The sequence below is a fragment of the Bacteroides sp. BFG-606 genome, from assembly GCF_024788145.1.
Lineage (GTDB): Bacteria > Bacteroidota > Bacteroidia > Bacteroidales > Bacteroidaceae > Bacteroides > Bacteroides vicugnae.
In genome coordinates this window covers 4,772,534-4,791,631 of sequence record NZ_JANUIL010000001.1, presented here as the reverse complement: position 1 = coordinate 4,791,631, position 19,098 = coordinate 4,772,534, and the positions used below count along the sequence as shown (strand labels likewise).

Sequence of the window (19,098 nt, the reverse complement as noted above, 5' to 3'; positions counted from 1 at the left end):
TGTTAAATGGATATTAATGCATTATTCTTAAGAAAAAAATTTTGGTTTTATGATTTCATTTTCGGTTCACCTATAGGTAAACCTTATAAAGAAATTGAATATATATCAGAACATTCTTGTATAGAGGGGCAAGTGATAAGGGAGCAGAAGCTAAAAGACATACTGAATTTTGCTATAAAAAATTGTCCGTTTTATTATACTGTAAAATCGGATAATTTATCAGATTTCCCCATTATGAATAAATCGAAGTACATTGATAGCTACAATCAGATTCGAGTCCCAGAAGATAAAATTAATCACCAAAATGGAACGGTTCATATTCAGAGAACTTCTGGTTCTACAGGAACTCCTTTCGCTGTTCCGCAAGATACAATGAAACGACAAAGGCGCATTGCTGAATTGAAATATTTTGGGCGTATCGTTGGATTTAACACGCATGAAAAGCTAATACACCTTAGGGCATGGAACAAATGGCAGGAAAAAACTACTAAGCAAATAAAATCAGAAAATATTATACCGTTTGATATTTCTGAGCTTAGTGATGACAAACTCGAAGAATTGCGCAAGCTGATTATAGAAAGTAATGCAATTTGTTTACGTGGTTATGCCTCTTCATTTGATATAATTGCAAAATATGTCATAGAACATCCTATAGAACATTCGTCTTTAAAAATATGTATAGCAGGGAGTGAGGCTTTACATGATGATGTTCGGGCATTGGTTAAGAAATACTTAAATTGTGAGATTATATCACAGTATGCGAATGAAGAATGTGGAATTCTTGCCCAAGAACGCATCCCTACTAAAGAAAGTGATAATGTGATGTACTTTAATAATGCAGGCTATTACTTTGAGTTTTTAAAAATGGACAGTGATGAACCTGCAGAATTTGGAGAATTATGTAGAATCGTGATAACAGATTTTCATAATCATGCTTTTCCGATTATTAGGTATGATAATGGAGATGTTGGTATCATATCAAAACCTGATGAGTTCAGCAACGGATATCCTGTTTTGCAAAAATTGTATGGAAGGAGGCTTGATGTTTGTTATACGACTGATAATATACCTTTATCTCCCATGGTGATTGGTCGTATATTGAAACACTATGAAGATATATCCCAATGGCAGTTCATTCAAAAGTCTCAAAATGAGTATATCTTAAAAGTAATAATGAGGAATGAAAAATCTGCAGTTGATTATCTTCAATCGCCTATTGGCATATTAAAAAAACATCTTGGTCAATCTGCTATTATCAGTATAGAACAAGTTAATGATATTCCTGTGCTGAATTCAGGGAAACGTAAGTCTGTCATAAATGAATGGAAAAAATAATATATGCTTTGGGGATTGGACATAACACTCCCGTTTTTATAGATCTTGCTGAATCCTGTGGTTATGTTGTAGGCGGTCTTTACCACTATAATGGTGATAAAACAGGTCAAATAGATCACGGATTTAAAATTATAGGTTCTTTTAATGACTTGCTTTCAAAAGGGAGCTTGGATGGTATGAACTTTTTACTTACAATGGGGGATAATGAACGAAGAACAAATCTTTCCGAAAGAATAATTAATATGGGAGGAAAAGTTCCGACTTTAATACATCCTATGGCTGTTATATCAAGATTTTCTAAAATATCTTCTGTGGGAGTATATATTTCTCCATTTACGTATGTACAAGCTGATTCTTCCGTAGATAGCTTTACTGTATTATTGTCCCATGTCAATATATCACATTCTACTCATATAGGAAAAAGCTGTTTTATTGCAGGAATGGCCGTAGTTGGAGCATATACAGATGTAGAGGATTATGTTTTTATAGGGCAAGGAGCTTTATCAATTTCCGGCAAAGTTAGTTCTATTGGTAAATTTGCATATATCGGAGCAAGAAGTTTAATCACCCGTGATATACCGGCATACTCTGTCGTGGCAGGAAGTCCGGCTAGAATTATAGAGAAGCATGAATATAAATAAAAATAATCAAACTCCTATAATGGTATCTATACGTTGTGCTGTATATAATCAAGAGAAATATATCAGGCAATGTTTGGATGGTTTTGTAATGCAGAAAACAAAATTTCGCTTTGAAGTAATAGTCCATGACGATGCTTCAACTGATGATACGGTCAGTATAATCAAAAAATATTCAGAGAGTTATCCTGAAATTATAAAACCTATATTTGAGAAAGAAAATCAATATTCTAAACATGATGGTTCTATACGTAAAATCATGAATACAGCATGTTCTGGTAAATATATTGCTTTCTGTGAGGGTGATGATTATTGGACGGATCCTTTAAAGTTACAGAAACAAGTAGATATTTTAGAATCTAACCCTGATGTTTCTTTTGTTTATACAGGCTTTCAAACCGTTGATTCAGAAAGCGTAGATATGTATAGAGAGAAATATGAAGAATTTCTAACGAAATCACATAGTGGCGATATCTTGAAAGAGTTGATTGTAAAAGGAAATTTCATAATGACCCTTACAACTTGCTTTCGTCGGGAAGTGTTTGATAGTGACATAATGAAAGAATCCTCGAAAGGCATGGATTATCTGTATTTTTTAGTTGCAGCTAGCATGGGTAATGCTGTATTTCTACCAGAAAAAACCGGATGTTATAGATATTCAGAAAACAGTGAAATGAATTCTAATCTTTCATTTGTTCAGAATCGTTATATGGATATAAAAAGATATATTATAAATGCGATTTTGGAAAAAAAATAGGGAAGAGGAGTTCTATAAAGAGGGTTTCACTTTATACAGGTATTGTGTCGAATGCACTGTCTATATATAAAAATGGTGTAGATAAGATGTATCTAAAATCAATACTAAAGAAAAAACGAAGTTTATATTTATTGCTTCCTATTGCATTATTTTCATTGATATTAAATAAATTAGATAGATGACAGCATTTGTATACGTATGCCTATATGTTATAATGCTTTTTTTATTATTTATTTCTGGAAGGAATATAAGCAAAAGAAAGAATAATGTTGTAAAAGCGTCATTGCTGGGAATAATTGCATTTTCATTGAATGAAGGACTTCGGTTTGGTAGAGGATTAGATTATAATTATTATGCTCGTGAATATGAATATGTAGTAAATACTCATAAATCTACTTGGGATATCTGCTTTGCTGAGATAGCAAAATTCTTAGGGAGTATGGATATTCCATGGCAAGGATATGTTTTTCTTATGAGTCTTGCTCTTATTGTATCTGGAGTTCTTTTTGTAAATAACTTCAAGGATGTTTCTAAATGGGCATTACCTCTATTTGCAGTCTTTACTATGCCTGCTGAGAATCTAATGCGATGGTTTTTGGGATGGTCTATCATATTAATAGGCTTGTCTTTTATATTGGATAAAAGAGATAGAAAATCAGTTTTTATATTTATTGCTCTATCTGTTATTGCTTGTCTTATACATTTGGGCTTATTTCCTATAATAATAGTATATTTCGCACTATTCTTTATAAATAAGCCTCTTTTAAAACCCTATTGGTCGATTGCTATATTTTTGACAATAGCATTAGTCTTTAATACTTCATTTATGGAGAGATTTATAGATATAATGAATCTTATCTCTATAAATGAGCGTACGGATTATTATGTGCGTAATGCGGAGTATTGGCTTATGGGCGGATATGCAGGTAATACTAAATCGGCATTTCCTAAATATTATGAATTTCTGCTGTTCTTAGTGAATATATGGTTTGGATATAAATTAACTAAATATCTAAATAGTAAATTCATCTATTTATATAACTTGTTTTTGCTAGGTTTTATTACTTATCCAATATGTAGACAAATAGAGTTACTTTTTCGTTATAATAATTTGTTTACGTTGTTCCAATTTGTAATACTGGCTTATATAGTACAAGAGATTGTAAGAAAACGTATACTTATTTTTCAAAATAAGTATATGCTGGTGTTATCTTTTTTGATAATATTGAATTATTTCAGGGTTTTATTATTTACCCCTTTTTATGATACACCAGATCACTTCTTATATATATGGGACAGTAATGGACGTGATTATTTGGATCCATATATTTATTGGATAAAAGATATGAAATAAATCATAGAATCATGTTTGATATAAAAAATATTTGCAAACAGATATTACAGCAGAACAATTGTCTGATGTGGAATCTGTTGACATACAAAAAAATGATGCGACAATTACTGTCTCGAAATGTTCTAAAAATTAACAATCGGGGAGGCTGCTATAAGATAAAAAAAATGGTGCGTGGAGCTAATAATTGTTTGATAATTGGAGCTGGAAGTTTTTTGAATAATGTTTCTATACATATTATAGGAAAGGATAATGTGATAGAATTTGGTGAGAGGGTTCGCATTGGAAAAAATTGTAGCTTTTGGATTGAAGGTAATCATTGCAAAATTATAGTGGGTGATAACACGACTTTCACCCAAAAGGTTCACTTCAATGCACAAGAAGATAATTCTGAAATTGTATGTGGTAAAGATTGTATGTTTTCCAATATGATTATTGTCAGAACAAGTGATTCTCATGCCATTTGGGATATGAAAACGCAAAAGAGAATAAATCCGGCCAAAAATGTGAATATTGGAGACCATGTTTGGATTGCTCCTAATTCTACGATAATGAAGGGAGTTACTATCGGTTTCAATACAATCATTGGTTCTCATACATTGGTGACGAAGTCAATTCCCGATTCAGTGTTAGCAGTGGGGATGCCAGCTAAAGTTATAAAAGAAAATATCACATGGTCAAGAGAAGATATCATATTTAATAAATAAATATTTATGGAGAAAAGAATCATCGCAATTCATCTTCCCCAATTCTATCCATTTCCAGAAAATGACGAATGGTGGGGGAAAGGATTTACTGAATGGCGGAATGTGGCTAAGGCTAAACCGAGATTTTGGCGACATTATCAGCCTCATATACCTGCTGATTTGGGCTTTTATGATTTGCGGTTGAAAGAGTGTCGTATGGCTCAACAAGAGATGGCAAAGCAGTATGGAGTCTATGGATTTTGTTATTATCATTATTGGTTCAACGGAAAATTGATAATGGAACGTCCTGTTGAAGAAATGCTCAAGAATAAAGAAGAAGATTTCCCTTTTATGTTTTGTTGGGCTAATGAAAATTGGTCAAGGAATTGGTCTGGTGGTTTTAATAAAACGCTTATCGAGCAACATTATAGCGAAGAGGACGATATCAACCACTTCAACTATTTGTTGCCGTTCTTTAAAGACCATAGATATATTAAGGTGGATGGGAAACCTGTGATTTGCGTCTACAAAGCACATCTAATTCCAAGCTTTGAAAAAACAGCACAAACATGGCAGAGCGAAGCGAAAAAGGTGGGTATGAAACTTTACATTTGTCATTTTGAAGCGGGTGAATCGCGTGATAAGAAATATTTGACTCCAACAGTAGATGCTGCTGTAGAATTTCAACCATTATATTTGGGTAAGTTCGGACGCTATTCGAATCTATTGTATAATTTAAGTAGAAAGTTTCTGCACAAAGAGATATTCAATAAGATTGTTAACTATACCAAATATGTTAATTATCTATGTACGCAATCTATTGCCGTGGATTATAAAAGGTATCCAAGTGTATGTCCTTCGTGGGATAATTCACCACGTCGTGTTAATGGACATTTTTTTGCTTTTACGCATAGTACTCCTGCGGCTTTCAAAAAGTGGCTTTCTCATGTTTATACCCATTTCAAACCATTCTCAAAAGAGGAAAATTTCATTTTCATTAATGCATGGAATGAATGGGCTGAAGGGAATCATTTGGAGCCGGATTTGAAAAACGGAACGGGCTATTTGGAGGCTATTAAGGAAGTGATTGATACAAATGAAAATCATGAAGCATATGGAGGTTAGTGTTGTAATCGTTTGTATGAACAATTTGAAAAATCTTTATCCATGTCTGCAAAGTATCATTCACAACACACAAGTGGACTATGAGATATTTGTAGTGGCTTTTCTGTTTTCAGAGGAAAACTTGAAACGACTACACTCCGATTTTCCCTCAGTAAAAGTAATTGTAAGCAACGAACTTCGAGGCTTCTCGGAAAACAATAATTTAGCACTGGAGCAAGTAAGTGGCAAGTACTGTTTTGTTGTAAATGATGATACCTACTTTTCGGGACCTGTGATAGACCGTCTTGTGGATGATTTTAAAAAAGTGGATAAAAATGTGGCAATTATCAGCCCTAAAACATTAAATGCGGACGGAACAGTACAGAGATGTGGTAAACCTAAATACAATTTAGTGACTTATTTTCTATATTGGATAAAATTGATAGGTGTGTATGAAAAACGTTCGAAGTATACCAATGGAAGGGGATTGTTCCGAACGTATAATATTTCGGGGGCATGTTTTCTAATAAAAACTTCTGTTTTCAAGGAAATGGGTTGGTTTGATGAAGAGTATTACTTTTGTCCTGAGGACATCGCACTTTCTACCAAACTGAATGAATGGGGATATAAATGCTTCGTGGATGCGGATTTGGAACTTACACATACAGGAGGTGGTAGTTGGTCGAAAACAATGTATGCTACAAAACCTGCTCAAATAAGAGGGGAAATTTTATTTTATGGAAGAACTTCTTTTATTAATAGGTTAATAATAAGCTGTTTGTTATTGCTGTTTCTTCCTATTTATTATATGGGATGGAAAATGTTTTTTTTCATAAGGCATGATACTAAATCCGCCCTCTTTTCGAAGTCTTATTTGAATGCAATCCAAATAATATTCTCTAAAAAAAGTCCTAAAGAAATATTCATTCGATTTTATAATAAAGCTAAACTATGAAAAAGATAGGCTTGGTTTCTGTGCATAATCCAAATTATGGAAGTCTGTTACAAACGTATGCATTGCATACCTACTTGAATGTGATAGGTGTGGATAATGAAATAATTCTCTATACAAAAAAAAAGGATGGCAAGCAACTGGTAAGATTGTTGAATGTTCCTCTTGTAATAATGAAAGGTCAAGTTTTGTTTAGAGACATATATTGCAAGTTATTTCATAAAGAAATAGCTGAAGGGTTATCTCTTCGCAATAAGAAATTTCAAGAATTCAAAAAAAAACATTTTAAATTTTCTCGAAATTATTTAGGATGGAAAGATTTGAAAAAGACCAATAATGAATATGATATATTTATTATTGGTAGTGACCAAGTTTGGAATCCCATAAACATAGGTACGGATTTCTTTAATTTGTTATTTACAGATGAAAGCAAATTCCGAATTTCTTATGCATCAAGTTTTGGCGTTTCAAGTATTCCGGATTCTCAAATAGAGAAAACGAAAAAGTATTTGAATAGAATTCAATGTTTGTCAACAAGAGAAACGACAGGAGTGCAAATAATCAAGTGTTTGACAGGACGTGATTCCGAATTGGTTTGTGATCCCACTTTATTAATTGACAAAAAATATTGGGATAAGTTAGCTGGAGAAAAGTCTTTTGTCGGTAGAAAATATATATTTTGCTATTTTTTGGGTAATAATCCACAACATAGAGATTTTGCTAATAGATTTAAGGTCGAGACCGGTTATGAGATTGTGGTATTGCAACATCTGGATGAACTAATTATTTCTGATATAAAGTTTGGTGATTATAAGCCATTCAATGTTGGACCTGCCGAATTTGTTAATCTTATAGCGAATGCTGAATATGTGTTGACGGATTCATTTCACGGAACTATATTTTCTTTGTTATATAAAAAGCGTTTTTTTACATTTTCACGCTTTGAGTCATCGAAAAAGTCATCAACGAATTCAAGAATAGTTTCACTGCTTAATCTTGTTGGGGCAACAGATCGATATATAAATGCTTCAGCAAATATCAAAGAATGCATAAACGGAGAGATTGATTTTGATTTAGTATATCAAAACATAGAAAAAATAAAAGACCACAGTAGAGATTATTTAATTCAGTCACTGAAGAAAGCTTGTTTTTATGATTCAAATCATAAATAAAAAAGATTGTTGCGGATGCACAGCTTGTTTGTCTGTGTGCCCTAAGAAATGTATCAATATGGAAGCTGATGAAGAAGGATATTTATATCCTAAAGTTGATACGAGTATATGCATAGAATGTCATTTATGCGAAAAAGTATGCCCTATTTTGAATCCTGTGAAATTAGGAAGCTTTGAACCCAAGGCATACGCAGTTCAGCACAAAGTTTTATCTATTAGAGAAAACAGTGCTTCTGGCGGAGCTTTTTCAGCATTGGCTGGATACATTTTAGAACATGGTGGTGTTGTCTATGGTGGTGCATTTAACTCTGATTTTCACGTATTGCATATTCGTGTAGAAAGTCTTACAGGACTGGAGGAATTACGTGGCTCAAAATATGTGCAAAGTGATATGGGTGAGATTTTTTCTTTAGTAAAAAAAGATCTGAAAAATGGAAGGATGGTCATGTTTAGTGGTACGCCCTGCCAAATAGAAGGTTTGGTTAATTCACTGGGTGGATTATATCCTAGCAACAATTTATTCCTAGTGGACTTGGTATGCCACGGCATACCAAGTCCACTTTTCTGGAATAAGTTTATTGCTCATTTGAGTAAAAAGTATGGTACATTGAAGTTTGTATCGTTCAGAAATAAATATTTCGGTTATGCAGGATCAACAATGGCTATGAAATTTGAAGGTGGAAAGATGAAATATTTGGATAGAGACATCCAATTCTATAAGAAATTATTTTTTGATGACATAAACACAAGACCTTCCTGTTTTCATTGTAAATTCAAAACGGTTAAACGTATTTCCGATTTTACGATTTTTGATTGTTGGCATGTCAATGAGGTCAGTAAGAAAATGGATGATGATTTGGGGACAACATGGGTAATAGTGCAGAGTACGAAAGGTTTTCACTTCTTTGAAACGATTAAGCCTAGTGTGAATTGGACAGAGGCGTCTATTGAAACAGCTATCAATTTGGATGGTCAACTTGCTGTTAATTGCACAATGCCAAATCCACGCAGAGAGCAGTTTTTTAAAGATATGCATAAGTATGAATTTGACAAACTATTAGAGATGTATTATCCGATGACAATGAAAAAGAGGCTTACAAATATTGTAAAGCCTGTTTTTGCTAAGTTTGGACTAATTAAACTATTAAAAAGGCTTCACTAATTATCCTAAGAAAATATATGAACCGTAAAATAAGACTTTGTTATTTAGTGTCTTCCCTTTGTAATGAGGGACCTGTGAATGTTATTTATAACATTCTTCAATATATTGATTATAATAAATTTGAAGTGTCTGTTGTGACATTCATTCCAGAAAAAGAGAATAGTCGCATGGACGAATTTGAAAAGCTACCAATCAAGATTTATCAGCTATCGTCAATTAAAAAAAATGGATTATTTACAATTTATGGACTATTAAAAAGAAAACTGAAAGAAATAAACCCCGATGAAATTCATGCTCATTGTCCACGTTCATTGTATTTAATGCCATTCTTATCAAAGAAGTATAAGAAAATATATACTATTCATATATATCCGGGAGAGCAACAAATACAATTGTATGGTTTGATTATGGGAAAAATAGTGATTAGCTTTAATCATCTATTTACTCGAATGTGTGATTTACCGATTGGTTGTGCAGAAAGTGTTGGTGAACAATATAAGAATCTTAAAGGATGGGAAATAAACTGTATACCTAATGGCGTTTCTTTGCCTGTATGGCATTATGATAGCAAGGAGAAGGAAGAGTTGCGGCAAGAGCTGGGATTAAAAGAAAAAGTAAAATATTTTATATTTATAGGGAGATTTTCAAAGGAGAAAAATCCAGATGTGTTATTTGAAGCTTTCAATAATATTAATAGAAATGATATAGGTTTCGTTATGTTGGGAATAGGTCCCATGTGGAAATCAATGAAGCAGAAATGTCCGGAAAATATCATTATGCCAGGGTTTACAACTCGTGTGTATGATTATTTAAAGGCTGTAGATTATTACATTTCAGCGTCAGACGTTGAAGGATTGGCAAATACCATACTCGAAAGCATGTCTGTAGGGTTACCAATGTTGTTAAGTGACATACCTTCTCATCAAGAAATAATGGCGAATTTTAATGAATGTTCTAAAGTTGGTTATATAATTAACAATCGGAATACGGAGGATATTCGTGCAAAAATAGGGGAGATACTGAAACTTGATGGTGAAAATACGAGGAGATTGCTGAATGATTTGTATCAAAGGAAATATTCAGCTAAAGTAATGTCTGAAAGTTATCAAAAAGCATATATTGATTTAATAGAGGACAAAAATGAAAATAGTTAACTTATAGAAAGTGCGGCTTTTATAGGGCATATTTCTCTGTTTATAAGAATATAAAATAAAAAATATGGATATGAAAGTAATTAAAACAAGTATTGACGGTGTTGTAATTATCGAGCCTCGTGTGTTTATGGATGCTCGTGGTTATTTCTTTGAAAGTTTCTCTCAGAGGGAATTTGAAGAGAAAGTATGTCCTATCAAATTTGTTCAAGATAATGAAAGTCAGAGTAGCTATGGAGTTATACGTGGATTGCATTTCCAATCTCCTCCTTATGCTCAGAGTAAGTTAGTTCGTTGTGTCAAAGGGGCTGTGTTGGATGTTGCTATGGATATTCGTAAAGGTTCTCTTACTTATGGACACTATGTAGCTGTAGAGCTAACAGAGGAAAATCATCGGCAGTTCTTTATTCCTTGTGGTTTTGCACATGGTTTTGCTGTGTTAAGTGAAACTGCTGTATTTCAGTATAAATGTGATGAATTCTATCATGCAGAATCGGAAGGTGGAATTTCGATACTTGATGATAGTTTAAGTATTGATTGGAGGATTCCTAGAGAACATATTATATTGAGCGAGAAAGATACTAAGCATCCTCTGCTGAAAGACTTTGATTCGCCTTTTGCTATTAATGTAGATTTATATAAGCAAATTTCAACGCAATGAATATTCTGGTTACAGGTGCTAATGGTCAGCTTGGAAACGAGATGCGATTGGTGAGTAAATCTTCAAAGGAAGACTGTTACATATTCTCTGATGTTGTGGCTTCTGATGGAACTGAAACAACTATTTTGGATATTACTAAGATAGATAATATTCGTTCTTTAGTGAAAGAAAGAGATATCAAGTGCATCGTAAACTGTGCTGCTTATACCGACGTGGATAAGGCAGAATCAAATGTAGAGTTGTGTGAGAGGTTGAATGCGGATGCACCAAATAATTTGGCAATTGCCATGAAGGAAGTAGATGGATTACTCATCCATGTATCTACAGACTATGTGTTTGGTGGCGCCCCTTATAATACACCTTGTAAAGAGGAGCAAAAGGGAACTCCAACAGGAGTCTATGGTAAAACCAAACTTCATGGAGAGGAAAATATTATAGCATCGGGAGTGAATCATATCATTCTACGAACAGCATGGCTATATTCTGAGTTTGGTAAAAACTTTGTGAAAACAATGTTGAACCTGACTGCAACCAAGCCGGTGCTCAAAGTGGTATTTGACCAATGTGGCACACCAACTTATGCAGGTGATTTAGCAGAACTCATCTATGATGTTGTTGAGAGGCGCAAGTATGAAGGCAAGACTGGTATTTATCATTTCAGTAATGAAGGCGTTTGCTCATGGTTTGATTTTACCAAGATGATTGCACAGTTTGCCGGTAATGACAATTGTGATATTCAGCCTTGTCACAGCGATGAGTTCTCAAGTTCTGTTACTCGTCCGGCTTATTCTGTATTAGATAAAACCAAAGTAAAGGAAACATTCCATGTCCGTATTCCATATTGGACTGATTCATTGAAAATGTGCATGGCGAATATGGAAGCCGTAAAAAAGTTAACTAAATAACCGTTGATATGAAAGGAATTGTATTAGCAGGTGGTAGTGGTACCCGGTTGTATCCCATCACAAAAGGGGTAAGTAAGCAACTTATTCCTATTTTTGACAAACCGATGATTTATTATCCGATATCAGTGTTGATGTTGGCAGGTATTCGTGAGATTCTGATTATCTCTACCCCCGTGGATTTACCGGGTTTCAAGCGCTTGTTGGGAGATGGGTCTGACTATGGAGTAAAATTCGAGTATGCAGAGCAGCCTTCACCGGATGGATTAGCACAAGCTTTTATCATCGGTCGTGATTTTATTGGCAATGATACTACTTGTTTGGTGTTGGGAGATAATATATTCCATGGTAATGGTTTCTCGGCGCTCTTGAAGGAGGCAGTGCGTACAGCCGAAGAAGATAAGAAGGCAACCGTATTCGGCTATTGGGTGAATGATCCGGAGCGTTATGGTGTTGCAGACTTTGATGCTGATGGCAACTGCCTGAGCATAGAAGAAAAACCTAAGCAACCAAAGAGCAACTATGCTGTGGTGGGACTATATTTCTATCCAAACAAGGTGGTGGATGTTGCTGCAAATATTAAGCCTTCTGTTCGTGGTGAACTGGAAATAACTACCGTTAATCAAGAGTTTCTGAGTAGTGGAGAACTAAAAGTACAGACATTGGGGCGTGGCTTTGCTTGGTTGGATACAGGCACGCATGATTCTCTGTCGGAAGCTAGTACGTTCATCGAAGTAATTGAGAAACGTCAAGGTTTGAAGGTAGCTTGTTTGGAGGGCATTGCTTTCCGTCAAGGATGGATTGATACTGACAAAATGCGTGAATTGGCTCAACCAATGTTGAAGAATCAATATGGTCAGTATTTACTCAAAGTGGTTGATGAAGTATTAGCTACTGGTAAGAGTAATTTGGATTAATGAATTCAATTGTAATAGACTAAATTTGTATATCTAAAAATGGCTTCTTTTAAAAGAAATATATTGATAACCGGTGGAGCAGGCTTTATCGGTTCGCACGTGGTAAGATTGTTTGTAAACAAGTACCCAGATTATCATATTATCAATTTGGATAAACTGACCTATGCAGGTAATTTGGCTAATTTGAAAGATATTAGAGATAAACCAAACTATACCTTTGTGAAAGCTGATATTTGTGACTTTGAAACTATCATGAAGTTGTTTGATCAGTATAAAATTGACGGTGTAATTCATTTGGCTGCTGAAAGTCATGTGGACCGTAGTATCAAAGATCCGTTTACTTTTGCTCAAACGAATGTAATGGGAACACTTTCTTTGCTTCAGGCTGCCAAGTCTCATTGGGAGGAGAATGATTGGAAGGTGAAGAACGAAGCAAGTGAAATGGTGGATTGCCGATTCTATCATATCTCTACAGACGAAGTGTATGGAGCACTGGAACTAACGACTCCGGAAGGTATAGAATCACCGTTCACCACCAAGGGGTCTTCAACAGATCACCATCATGCCTATGGTAGTGAGTTCTTTTTGGAAACAACGAAGTACACCCCTCATTCGCCCTATTCTGCATCGAAAGCTGGTTCTGACCACTTTGTGCGTGCTTTCCACGATACGTATGGTATGCCAACTATCGTGACAAATTGCTCTAATAACTATGGTCCTTATCAGTTCCCTGAGAAACTGATACCATTATTTATCAACAACATCCGTCTTCGCAAGTCATTGCCGGTGTATGGTAAGGGAGAGAATGTACGTGACTGGCTGTATGTAGTGGATCATGCACGTGCGATCGACACGATATTTCATAATGGCAAGATAGCGGAGACCTATAATATAGGCGGTTTCAATGAATGGAAGAATATTGATATTATCAAGGTGGTGATTAATACCGTAGATAGATTGCTTGGTCGTGCTGAAGGCGAGGATATGAATCTGATCACATACGTGATCGACCGCAAGGGGCATGATATGCGCTATGCTATTGACTCACGTAAACTGCAAGAAGAGCTCGGTTGGGAACCAAGTTTGCAGTTTGAGGAGGGAATAGAAAAGACCGTACAGTGGTATCTGGAGAACCAAGAGTGGATAGATTCTATCACCTCTGGTGACTACCAATCTAATTCCCTTAATAAGTGATTGATTACCAAGTGAATCATGTCATTTCTTTCACTCATGGACTGCGAGCGCAACTATCTCATCGGGCAATCAGTATCTATGATTACTTTCGCAAATCCTTGACAGGGAGAAGGGGGAGTACTTGCACTTATTTCTTTGCTCATGACCTCTACCATATAGTCCTGTTAATAGTCCTCATTTTGTGTTTGTTAAGTGGGAAGGAAGGGTGCAACTAGTATACAGCCTGTTTGTTATCACATCAATATAACGGCACAATCTCGTGATTTTAGAGACTCTATCACGTATGCCCATATCTGTTTCCATATTAATAGCGAATCCGTAAGAAAAAAAACGGGGGACTCTTCCGAGTTAGAAATAGCTGTTCAGATGAATGAACAGCAGGACACTACTTTAGTTCAAGTATTTAAGTATCCTTATGCCAACTCTTCTTTTATTGTTGATAGTCTTTACAGCGGAAAGATGATAATGGATGAAGCGAGGGATAGTATGTTTAGTGTCTGATACCATAACAACATAGAGTAGTGACTTCAAAAGGCGATTCGATTTGTGCAGCTGATAATCTTTACTTACTGACGAATGGCTTGATAGCCGAACCAGGCAATCCTTATTACTATTTGGATTTGGACTTTAGGATTTTTCATTATAAAATCCATCAAGTGCAATTTCATGTTTCATGATTCTTTTAGGCGACTTTTATCGATTTGGTAACAACGTACGCAGTTATGAATCCAACTGGAAGATTGAATATATCAATCCTCAACCAAGCTATGTGTCTTCCGGTTGTATAGCTTATATGGGAGATAGTTTTAAGGATCTCATAATCAATCAGGGTAAAATAACTTTTCAAGCTGTTGGCGTAGCTCCTAAAAACAAGGATGATCGTACTGAATTCATTACTTCTGTTTTGTTCGGTTTTTAGGTAGGTTTTATGTTTAGTATACTTATTGAGATATTCAGTAGATGGAAACGATTGAATGATAGACAAATAAATAGATAAAAATAACTAAAAGAATTTCTGATGACAAAAATATTAATTACCGGAGGTAGTGGGTTTATTGGCACTAATCTTATTGAACATTTCCTTTTAAATCAGAACATTGAACTTCTTAGTATTGATATTGAAAAGCCCAAAATCTGTGCACATAATCGCATTTGGAAACAAATAAATATATGTGATAAGGAGAGTGTCGTATCTGTATTTAGAGCGTTTCAGCCTGAATTTGTGATACATCTGGCTGCCCGTACAGATTTGAGAGGTGCTACGCTTCAAGATTACGATGCAAACATGAGTGGAGTGAGCAATGTATTAGCGGCTATAAATGGAGCCGGAAGTGTACAGCGTGCAGTTTTTGCATCTTCTATGTATGTTTGCGAACCGGGGTATATGCCAAAGGACTTTGAAGATTATGCACCTCATACTCTATATGGAGAAAGTAAAGTGGAGACCGAAAGAAGAATTAAAAAGGCCAATCCTATAACTTACACTTGGAGTATCATTCGACCTACAAGCATTTGGGGACCTTGGTTTGGCGAGCCTTATGATAAATTTTTTCATATTGTACTAAAACACATGTATTTTCATATGGGTGAAAAGGCTTGCAAAAAAACTTATGGTTATATTGATAATGCAATATATCAAATAGAATCAATTCTTCGGGCTTCTCCAGAAAAAGTAAATCGGAATATTTATTACTTAGGTGATTATGAGGCTTATTCTATCACGGATTGGGCTAATGAAATAGCAAATATCGAAGGTATTAAAATTCCTCATGTCCCTTATTTTTGCTTCCGATGGATGGGATATGTGGGGGGATTGTTTAAAAAAAATAGGGATCGCTTTCCCTATGACTAGCTTCCGACTGCATAATATGACAACGGACAATGTTCATAATTTGGAGCCTATAAAATCAATAGCTCCTCATTTGCCGATATCTAGGGTAGAGGGTACTAAGGTCACTTTGGATTGGATTCATAAATATGAGTAAAAGAGGCAGTATATGTTTTATTAATGGATAAAGCTGTTTTTTATGAAAGTTTCAATTATAACTTCGTGCTACAATCGTGCAGCAACGATTCGGAGTGCTATCGAGAGTGTCTTAACACAGGATTATAAAGACATAGAATTTATTGTGGTGGACGGATCTAGTACGGATGGTTCGTTGGATATTATCCGAGAATATGCAGATCGTATTTCGATCATTATATCGGAACCTGACCATGGTATGTATGAGGCTATCAATAAGGGTATTCGTGTAGCTACGGGAGAGATAATTGGATTGCTGCATTCGGATGATTTTTTCTATGATAATGGGGTAATTGGGCGCATTGTAGAACGGATGAAACAGACACATGCCGATTTCTTGTATGGTGATGGTCTCTTTGTGAATCCTGATGATACGAATAAAGTGGTACGCAACTGGATTGGGGGGAGGGTATCGTCTTTGGAAAGTGCGTCATGGATGGCTTCCTCTTCATCCCACTTGCTATATCCGACGTGATGTGATGATGAGACTGGGACTTTATAACGAGAGCTATAAAATAGCAGCTGATAGTGACTTGCTGGTGCGCTATCTGTTGACTGGTGGACTTACGGTGACATATCTCAATGAATACGTCGTGCGGATGCGTATGGGTGGACTTTCTACCGATAGTGCTAAACGTAAGAAGATGTGGGAAGAGGACATTAGAGTTTATGTCTCGCATGGATTATGGCCTACTCTGACCAAGTTGGAAAAGATGGCTTGGAAAGTACCGCAGTTTGTACTGGCATTGCTGAAAAAGTAGGTAATTATTTCAGATAATAATTGTAAAATAAAGTGTATGCAGGAAGTTCAACGTTTTAACAAAGTCCTAAAGTCTTTGGTCCTATTTGGTGACCTTATTTTGCTGAACCTGCTTTTATGGGGATTTAATTTGTTCCTGGGTACCCGTTTTTGGTGTACTCATTGCGGTTCTATCTTTCAGGGGATGACTCTTATCACTCTGTGCTATTTGCTTTGTAACATGCATTCAGGTGTTATTCTTCATCGTCCTGTGGTACGTCCTGAACAGATCATGATTCGTGTTTTACGTAACATGGTTCCTTTTGTCTTTTTTTCGGTTTGTATGTTGCTTGTTTTTCATTTTCATTTCTCTCATTCTCGTTATTTCGGATTGTTTTATGTGGCTTTAATAATTGTTATTGTCAGCTACCGCTTAATTTTTCGTCATTTCCTTGAGCTTTATCGAAAAAAGGGAGGAAATGTTCGCAAGGTCGTATTGGTCGGGAGTCATGAGAATATGCAGGAACTTTATCATGCGATGACGGATGATCCGACGTCCGGTTACCGTATACTGGGTTATTTTGAGGATTTTCCTTCGGACCGTTATCCACAGGAAATACCATATTTGGGACAACCTAATGAAGTGACTGTTTTTCTGGAAAAACACACGGGAGAGATTGACCAGCTTTATTGTAGTCTTCCTTCTGTGCGGAGTGCGGAGATTGTTCCTATCATTAATTACTGTGAAAACCATCTGGTCCGTTTCTTTAGTGTTCCTAATGTTCGGAATTATTTGAAGCGTAGGATGCATTTTGAGTTAATGGGCAATGTTCCTGTACTTTCCATTCGTTGCGAACCATTGGAGTCATTGGAGAACCGTATTATCAAGCGCGCTTTTGATGTTATTTGCTCGGGGCTATTTCTTACTACAGTCTTTCCATTCATCTATATATTCTTCGGAATCGCGATTAAACTAAGTTCTCCCGGTCCTATCTTTTTCAAGCAGAAACGCAGTGGTGAGGATGGTCGTGAATTCTGGTGTTACAAGTTTCGCTCAATGAGGGTTAATACGCAGTGTGATACTCTTCAGGCTACGGAGAATGATCCTCGTAAAACACGTATCGGAGAGATAATGAGAAAGACTAGTGTGGACGAATTGCCACAATTCATCAATGTGTTGAAGGGTGATATGTCCATTGTAGGTCCTCGCCCACATATGTTGAAGCATACAGAGGAATATTCTAATCTGATAAACAAATTTATGGTTCGTCATTTTGTAAAACCTGGAATAACGGGTTGGGCGCAGGTGACGGGATATCGTGGTGAGACGAAAGAACTTTGGCAGATGGAGGGGCGTGTGCAACGTGATATCTGGTATATAGAACACTGGACATTCTTGTTGGACTTATATATTATGTATAAGACGGTGTATAATGCCATACACGGAGAAAAAGAGGCGTATTGATAAAATTAACAATTAACAAGAAAACAAGAATAAAAAATTAGGAATTAAAGGGCGTTTAATTATGAATTTACGAATTATGATGAGAAGACTTAACAAAAAAAAATTATGGCTACTATTGTTGCCATTCCTATTGACTGCTTGTCAGTCTTATAAAAAAGGTTCCATATTTTCAGAATGTGGAGGTTGTGAACGGGGTAGAACAACAGGAAAAATTGTATGATGCCAAGATCATGCCTAAGGATTTGTTGACCATTGTGGTATCGTGTACTAACCCTGAATTAGCAACCCCTTTTAACTTGACAGTGGCCAGCAATGCCGGAATAGCTGTGAGTACTTCGTCTTATGTGACTACTCAGCCTGTATTACAACCTTATTTGGTAGATAATGATGGAAACATAAATTTTCCGGTATTAGGAGAATTGAAGTTAGGAGGTTTAACGAAACGGGAAGCGGAACAGCTGATTATAGATAAACTGAAGCCTTACATGAAGGAGACTCCCATTGTAACGGTACGTATGGTAAATTATAAAATATCTGTTATCGGTGAAGTTACCCGTCCTGGTACTTTTACTATCTCTAATGAGAAGGTTAATTTATTAGAGGCTTTGGCCATGGCGGGTGATATGACGGTTTACGGTCTTCGTGATAATGTGAAGTTGATTCGTGAGGACGCAAACGGCAAACAGCAAATTGTCACTCTTAATTTGAATAATGCTGAAACCATTCTTTCACCTTACTATTGGTTGCAACAGAATGATATTGTTTATGTAACTCCCAATAAAGCAAAGGCTCGAAATTCGGATGTAGGCAACAGTACTAGTCTTTGGTTCTCTGCCACTTCTATTCTGGTATCTATTGTCAGCCTATTAGTAAATATCTTAAAATAATG

The 19,098-nt window shown here is 35.6% G+C and carries 17 protein-coding genes and 2 pseudogenes; all 19 read left to right on the top strand.

Annotated elements, in window-relative coordinates; genetic code table 11:
• The first annotated feature begins 6 nt into the window (after positions 1 to 6).
• The 19 genes and pseudogenes from NXV01_RS18205 (at position 7) to NXV01_RS18115 (ending at position 19,096) form a co-directional block, all read left to right on the top strand.
• On the top strand, positions 7 to 1,335 hold the full coding sequence (locus NXV01_RS18205; RefSeq protein ID WP_259023033.1) for a hypothetical protein: 1,329 nt from the start codon (positions 7 to 9) through the stop codon (positions 1,333 to 1,335).
• Positions 1,323 to 1,976: a transferase gene (locus NXV01_RS18200; protein WP_259023032.1), complete on the top strand. Its 654-nt coding sequence runs from the start codon at positions 1,323 to 1,325 to the stop codon at positions 1,974 to 1,976. The genes NXV01_RS18205 and NXV01_RS18200 overlap by 13 nt, the downstream gene beginning before the upstream one ends.
• Positions 1,963 to 2,730 carry a glycosyltransferase gene (locus NXV01_RS18195; protein WP_259023031.1) on the top strand — a complete coding sequence of 256 codons (768 nt, stop codon included), beginning with the start codon at positions 1,963 to 1,965 and terminating at the stop codon, positions 2,728 to 2,730. Before NXV01_RS18200 ends, NXV01_RS18195 begins: the two co-directional genes overlap by 14 nt.
• Positions 2,731 to 2,908: 178 nt before the next feature.
• Positions 2,909 to 4,084, top strand: a complete 1,176-nt coding sequence (locus NXV01_RS18190; RefSeq protein ID WP_259023030.1) for an EpsG family protein — start codon at positions 2,909 to 2,911, stop codon at positions 4,082 to 4,084.
• 92 nt (positions 4,085 to 4,176) lie between these two features.
• Positions 4,177 to 4,788, top strand: a complete 612-nt coding sequence (locus NXV01_RS18185; protein WP_259023029.1) for an acyltransferase — start codon at positions 4,177 to 4,179, stop codon at positions 4,786 to 4,788.
• A 6-nt stretch (positions 4,789 to 4,794) separates the two neighbouring features.
• On the top strand, positions 4,795 to 5,892 hold the full coding sequence (locus tag NXV01_RS18180) for a glycoside hydrolase family 99-like domain-containing protein (RefSeq protein WP_259023028.1): 1,098 nt from the start codon (positions 4,795 to 4,797) through the stop codon (positions 5,890 to 5,892).
• Positions 5,873 to 6,826: a glycosyltransferase family 2 protein gene (locus NXV01_RS18175; protein ID WP_259023027.1), complete on the top strand. Its 954-nt coding sequence runs from the start codon at positions 5,873 to 5,875 to the stop codon at positions 6,824 to 6,826. Before NXV01_RS18180 ends, NXV01_RS18175 begins: the two co-directional genes overlap by 20 nt.
• Positions 6,823 to 7,995 carry a polysaccharide pyruvyl transferase family protein gene (locus tag NXV01_RS18170; protein ID WP_259023026.1) on the top strand — a complete coding sequence of 391 codons (1,173 nt, stop codon included), beginning with the start codon at positions 6,823 to 6,825 and terminating at the stop codon, positions 7,993 to 7,995. The genes NXV01_RS18175 and NXV01_RS18170 overlap by 4 nt, the downstream gene beginning before the upstream one ends.
• Positions 7,976 to 9,157, top strand: a complete 1,182-nt coding sequence (locus NXV01_RS18165) for a Coenzyme F420 hydrogenase/dehydrogenase, beta subunit C-terminal domain (RefSeq protein WP_409012935.1) — start codon at positions 7,976 to 7,978, stop codon at positions 9,155 to 9,157. The genes NXV01_RS18170 and NXV01_RS18165 overlap by 20 nt, the downstream gene beginning before the upstream one ends.
• A 17-nt stretch (positions 9,158 to 9,174) precedes the next feature.
• Positions 9,175 to 10,311, top strand: coding sequence for a glycosyltransferase (locus tag NXV01_RS18160; RefSeq protein WP_259023023.1), 1,137 nt, complete (start codon positions 9,175 to 9,177; stop codon positions 10,309 to 10,311).
• A 70-nt stretch (positions 10,312 to 10,381) separates the two neighbouring features.
• Positions 10,382 to 10,969, top strand: coding sequence for a dTDP-4-dehydrorhamnose 3,5-epimerase (rfbC, locus tag NXV01_RS18155; RefSeq protein ID WP_259023460.1), 588 nt, complete (start codon positions 10,382 to 10,384; stop codon positions 10,967 to 10,969).
• Positions 10,966 to 11,874 carry a dTDP-4-dehydrorhamnose reductase gene (rfbD, locus tag NXV01_RS18150; protein ID WP_259023022.1) on the top strand — a complete coding sequence of 303 codons (909 nt, stop codon included), beginning with the start codon at positions 10,966 to 10,968 and terminating at the stop codon, positions 11,872 to 11,874. The genes rfbC and rfbD overlap by 4 nt, the downstream gene beginning before the upstream one ends.
• Positions 11,875 to 11,882: 8 nt before the next feature.
• A complete protein-coding gene (gene rfbA, locus NXV01_RS18145) occupies positions 11,883 to 12,788 on the top strand; it encodes a glucose-1-phosphate thymidylyltransferase RfbA (RefSeq protein ID WP_259023021.1) in 906 nt (301 codons plus the stop codon).
• Positions 12,789 to 12,827: 39 nt separating this feature from the next.
• Complete coding sequence (locus NXV01_RS18140; RefSeq protein WP_259023020.1) at positions 12,828 to 13,982, top strand: dTDP-glucose 4,6-dehydratase; 1,155 nt, start codon at positions 12,828 to 12,830, stop codon at positions 13,980 to 13,982.
• A gap of 673 nt (positions 13,983 to 14,655) precedes the next feature.
• Positions 14,656 to 14,901 (top strand): hypothetical protein, encoded by a 246-nt coding sequence (locus NXV01_RS18135; protein ID WP_259023019.1) that lies wholly within the window; start codon positions 14,656 to 14,658, stop codon positions 14,899 to 14,901.
• Positions 14,902 to 15,000: 99 nt separating this feature from the next.
• Positions 15,001 to 15,834 (top strand): NAD(P)-dependent oxidoreductase, encoded by an 834-nt coding sequence (locus NXV01_RS18130; protein WP_259023018.1) that lies wholly within the window; start codon positions 15,001 to 15,003, stop codon positions 15,832 to 15,834.
• A gap of 175 nt (positions 15,835 to 16,009) precedes the next feature.
• Positions 16,010 to 16,766: pseudogene (locus NXV01_RS18125) on the top strand (glycosyltransferase family 2 protein).
• A 36-nt stretch (positions 16,767 to 16,802) separates the two neighbouring features.
• A complete protein-coding gene (locus NXV01_RS18120) occupies positions 16,803 to 18,209 on the top strand; it encodes an undecaprenyl-phosphate glucose phosphotransferase (protein ID WP_259023016.1) in 1,407 nt (468 codons plus the stop codon).
• A 61-nt stretch (positions 18,210 to 18,270) separates the two neighbouring features.
• Positions 18,271 to 19,096, top strand: a pseudogene (locus NXV01_RS18115) (polysaccharide biosynthesis/export family protein).
• Positions 19,097 to 19,098: the final 2 nt, after the last annotated feature.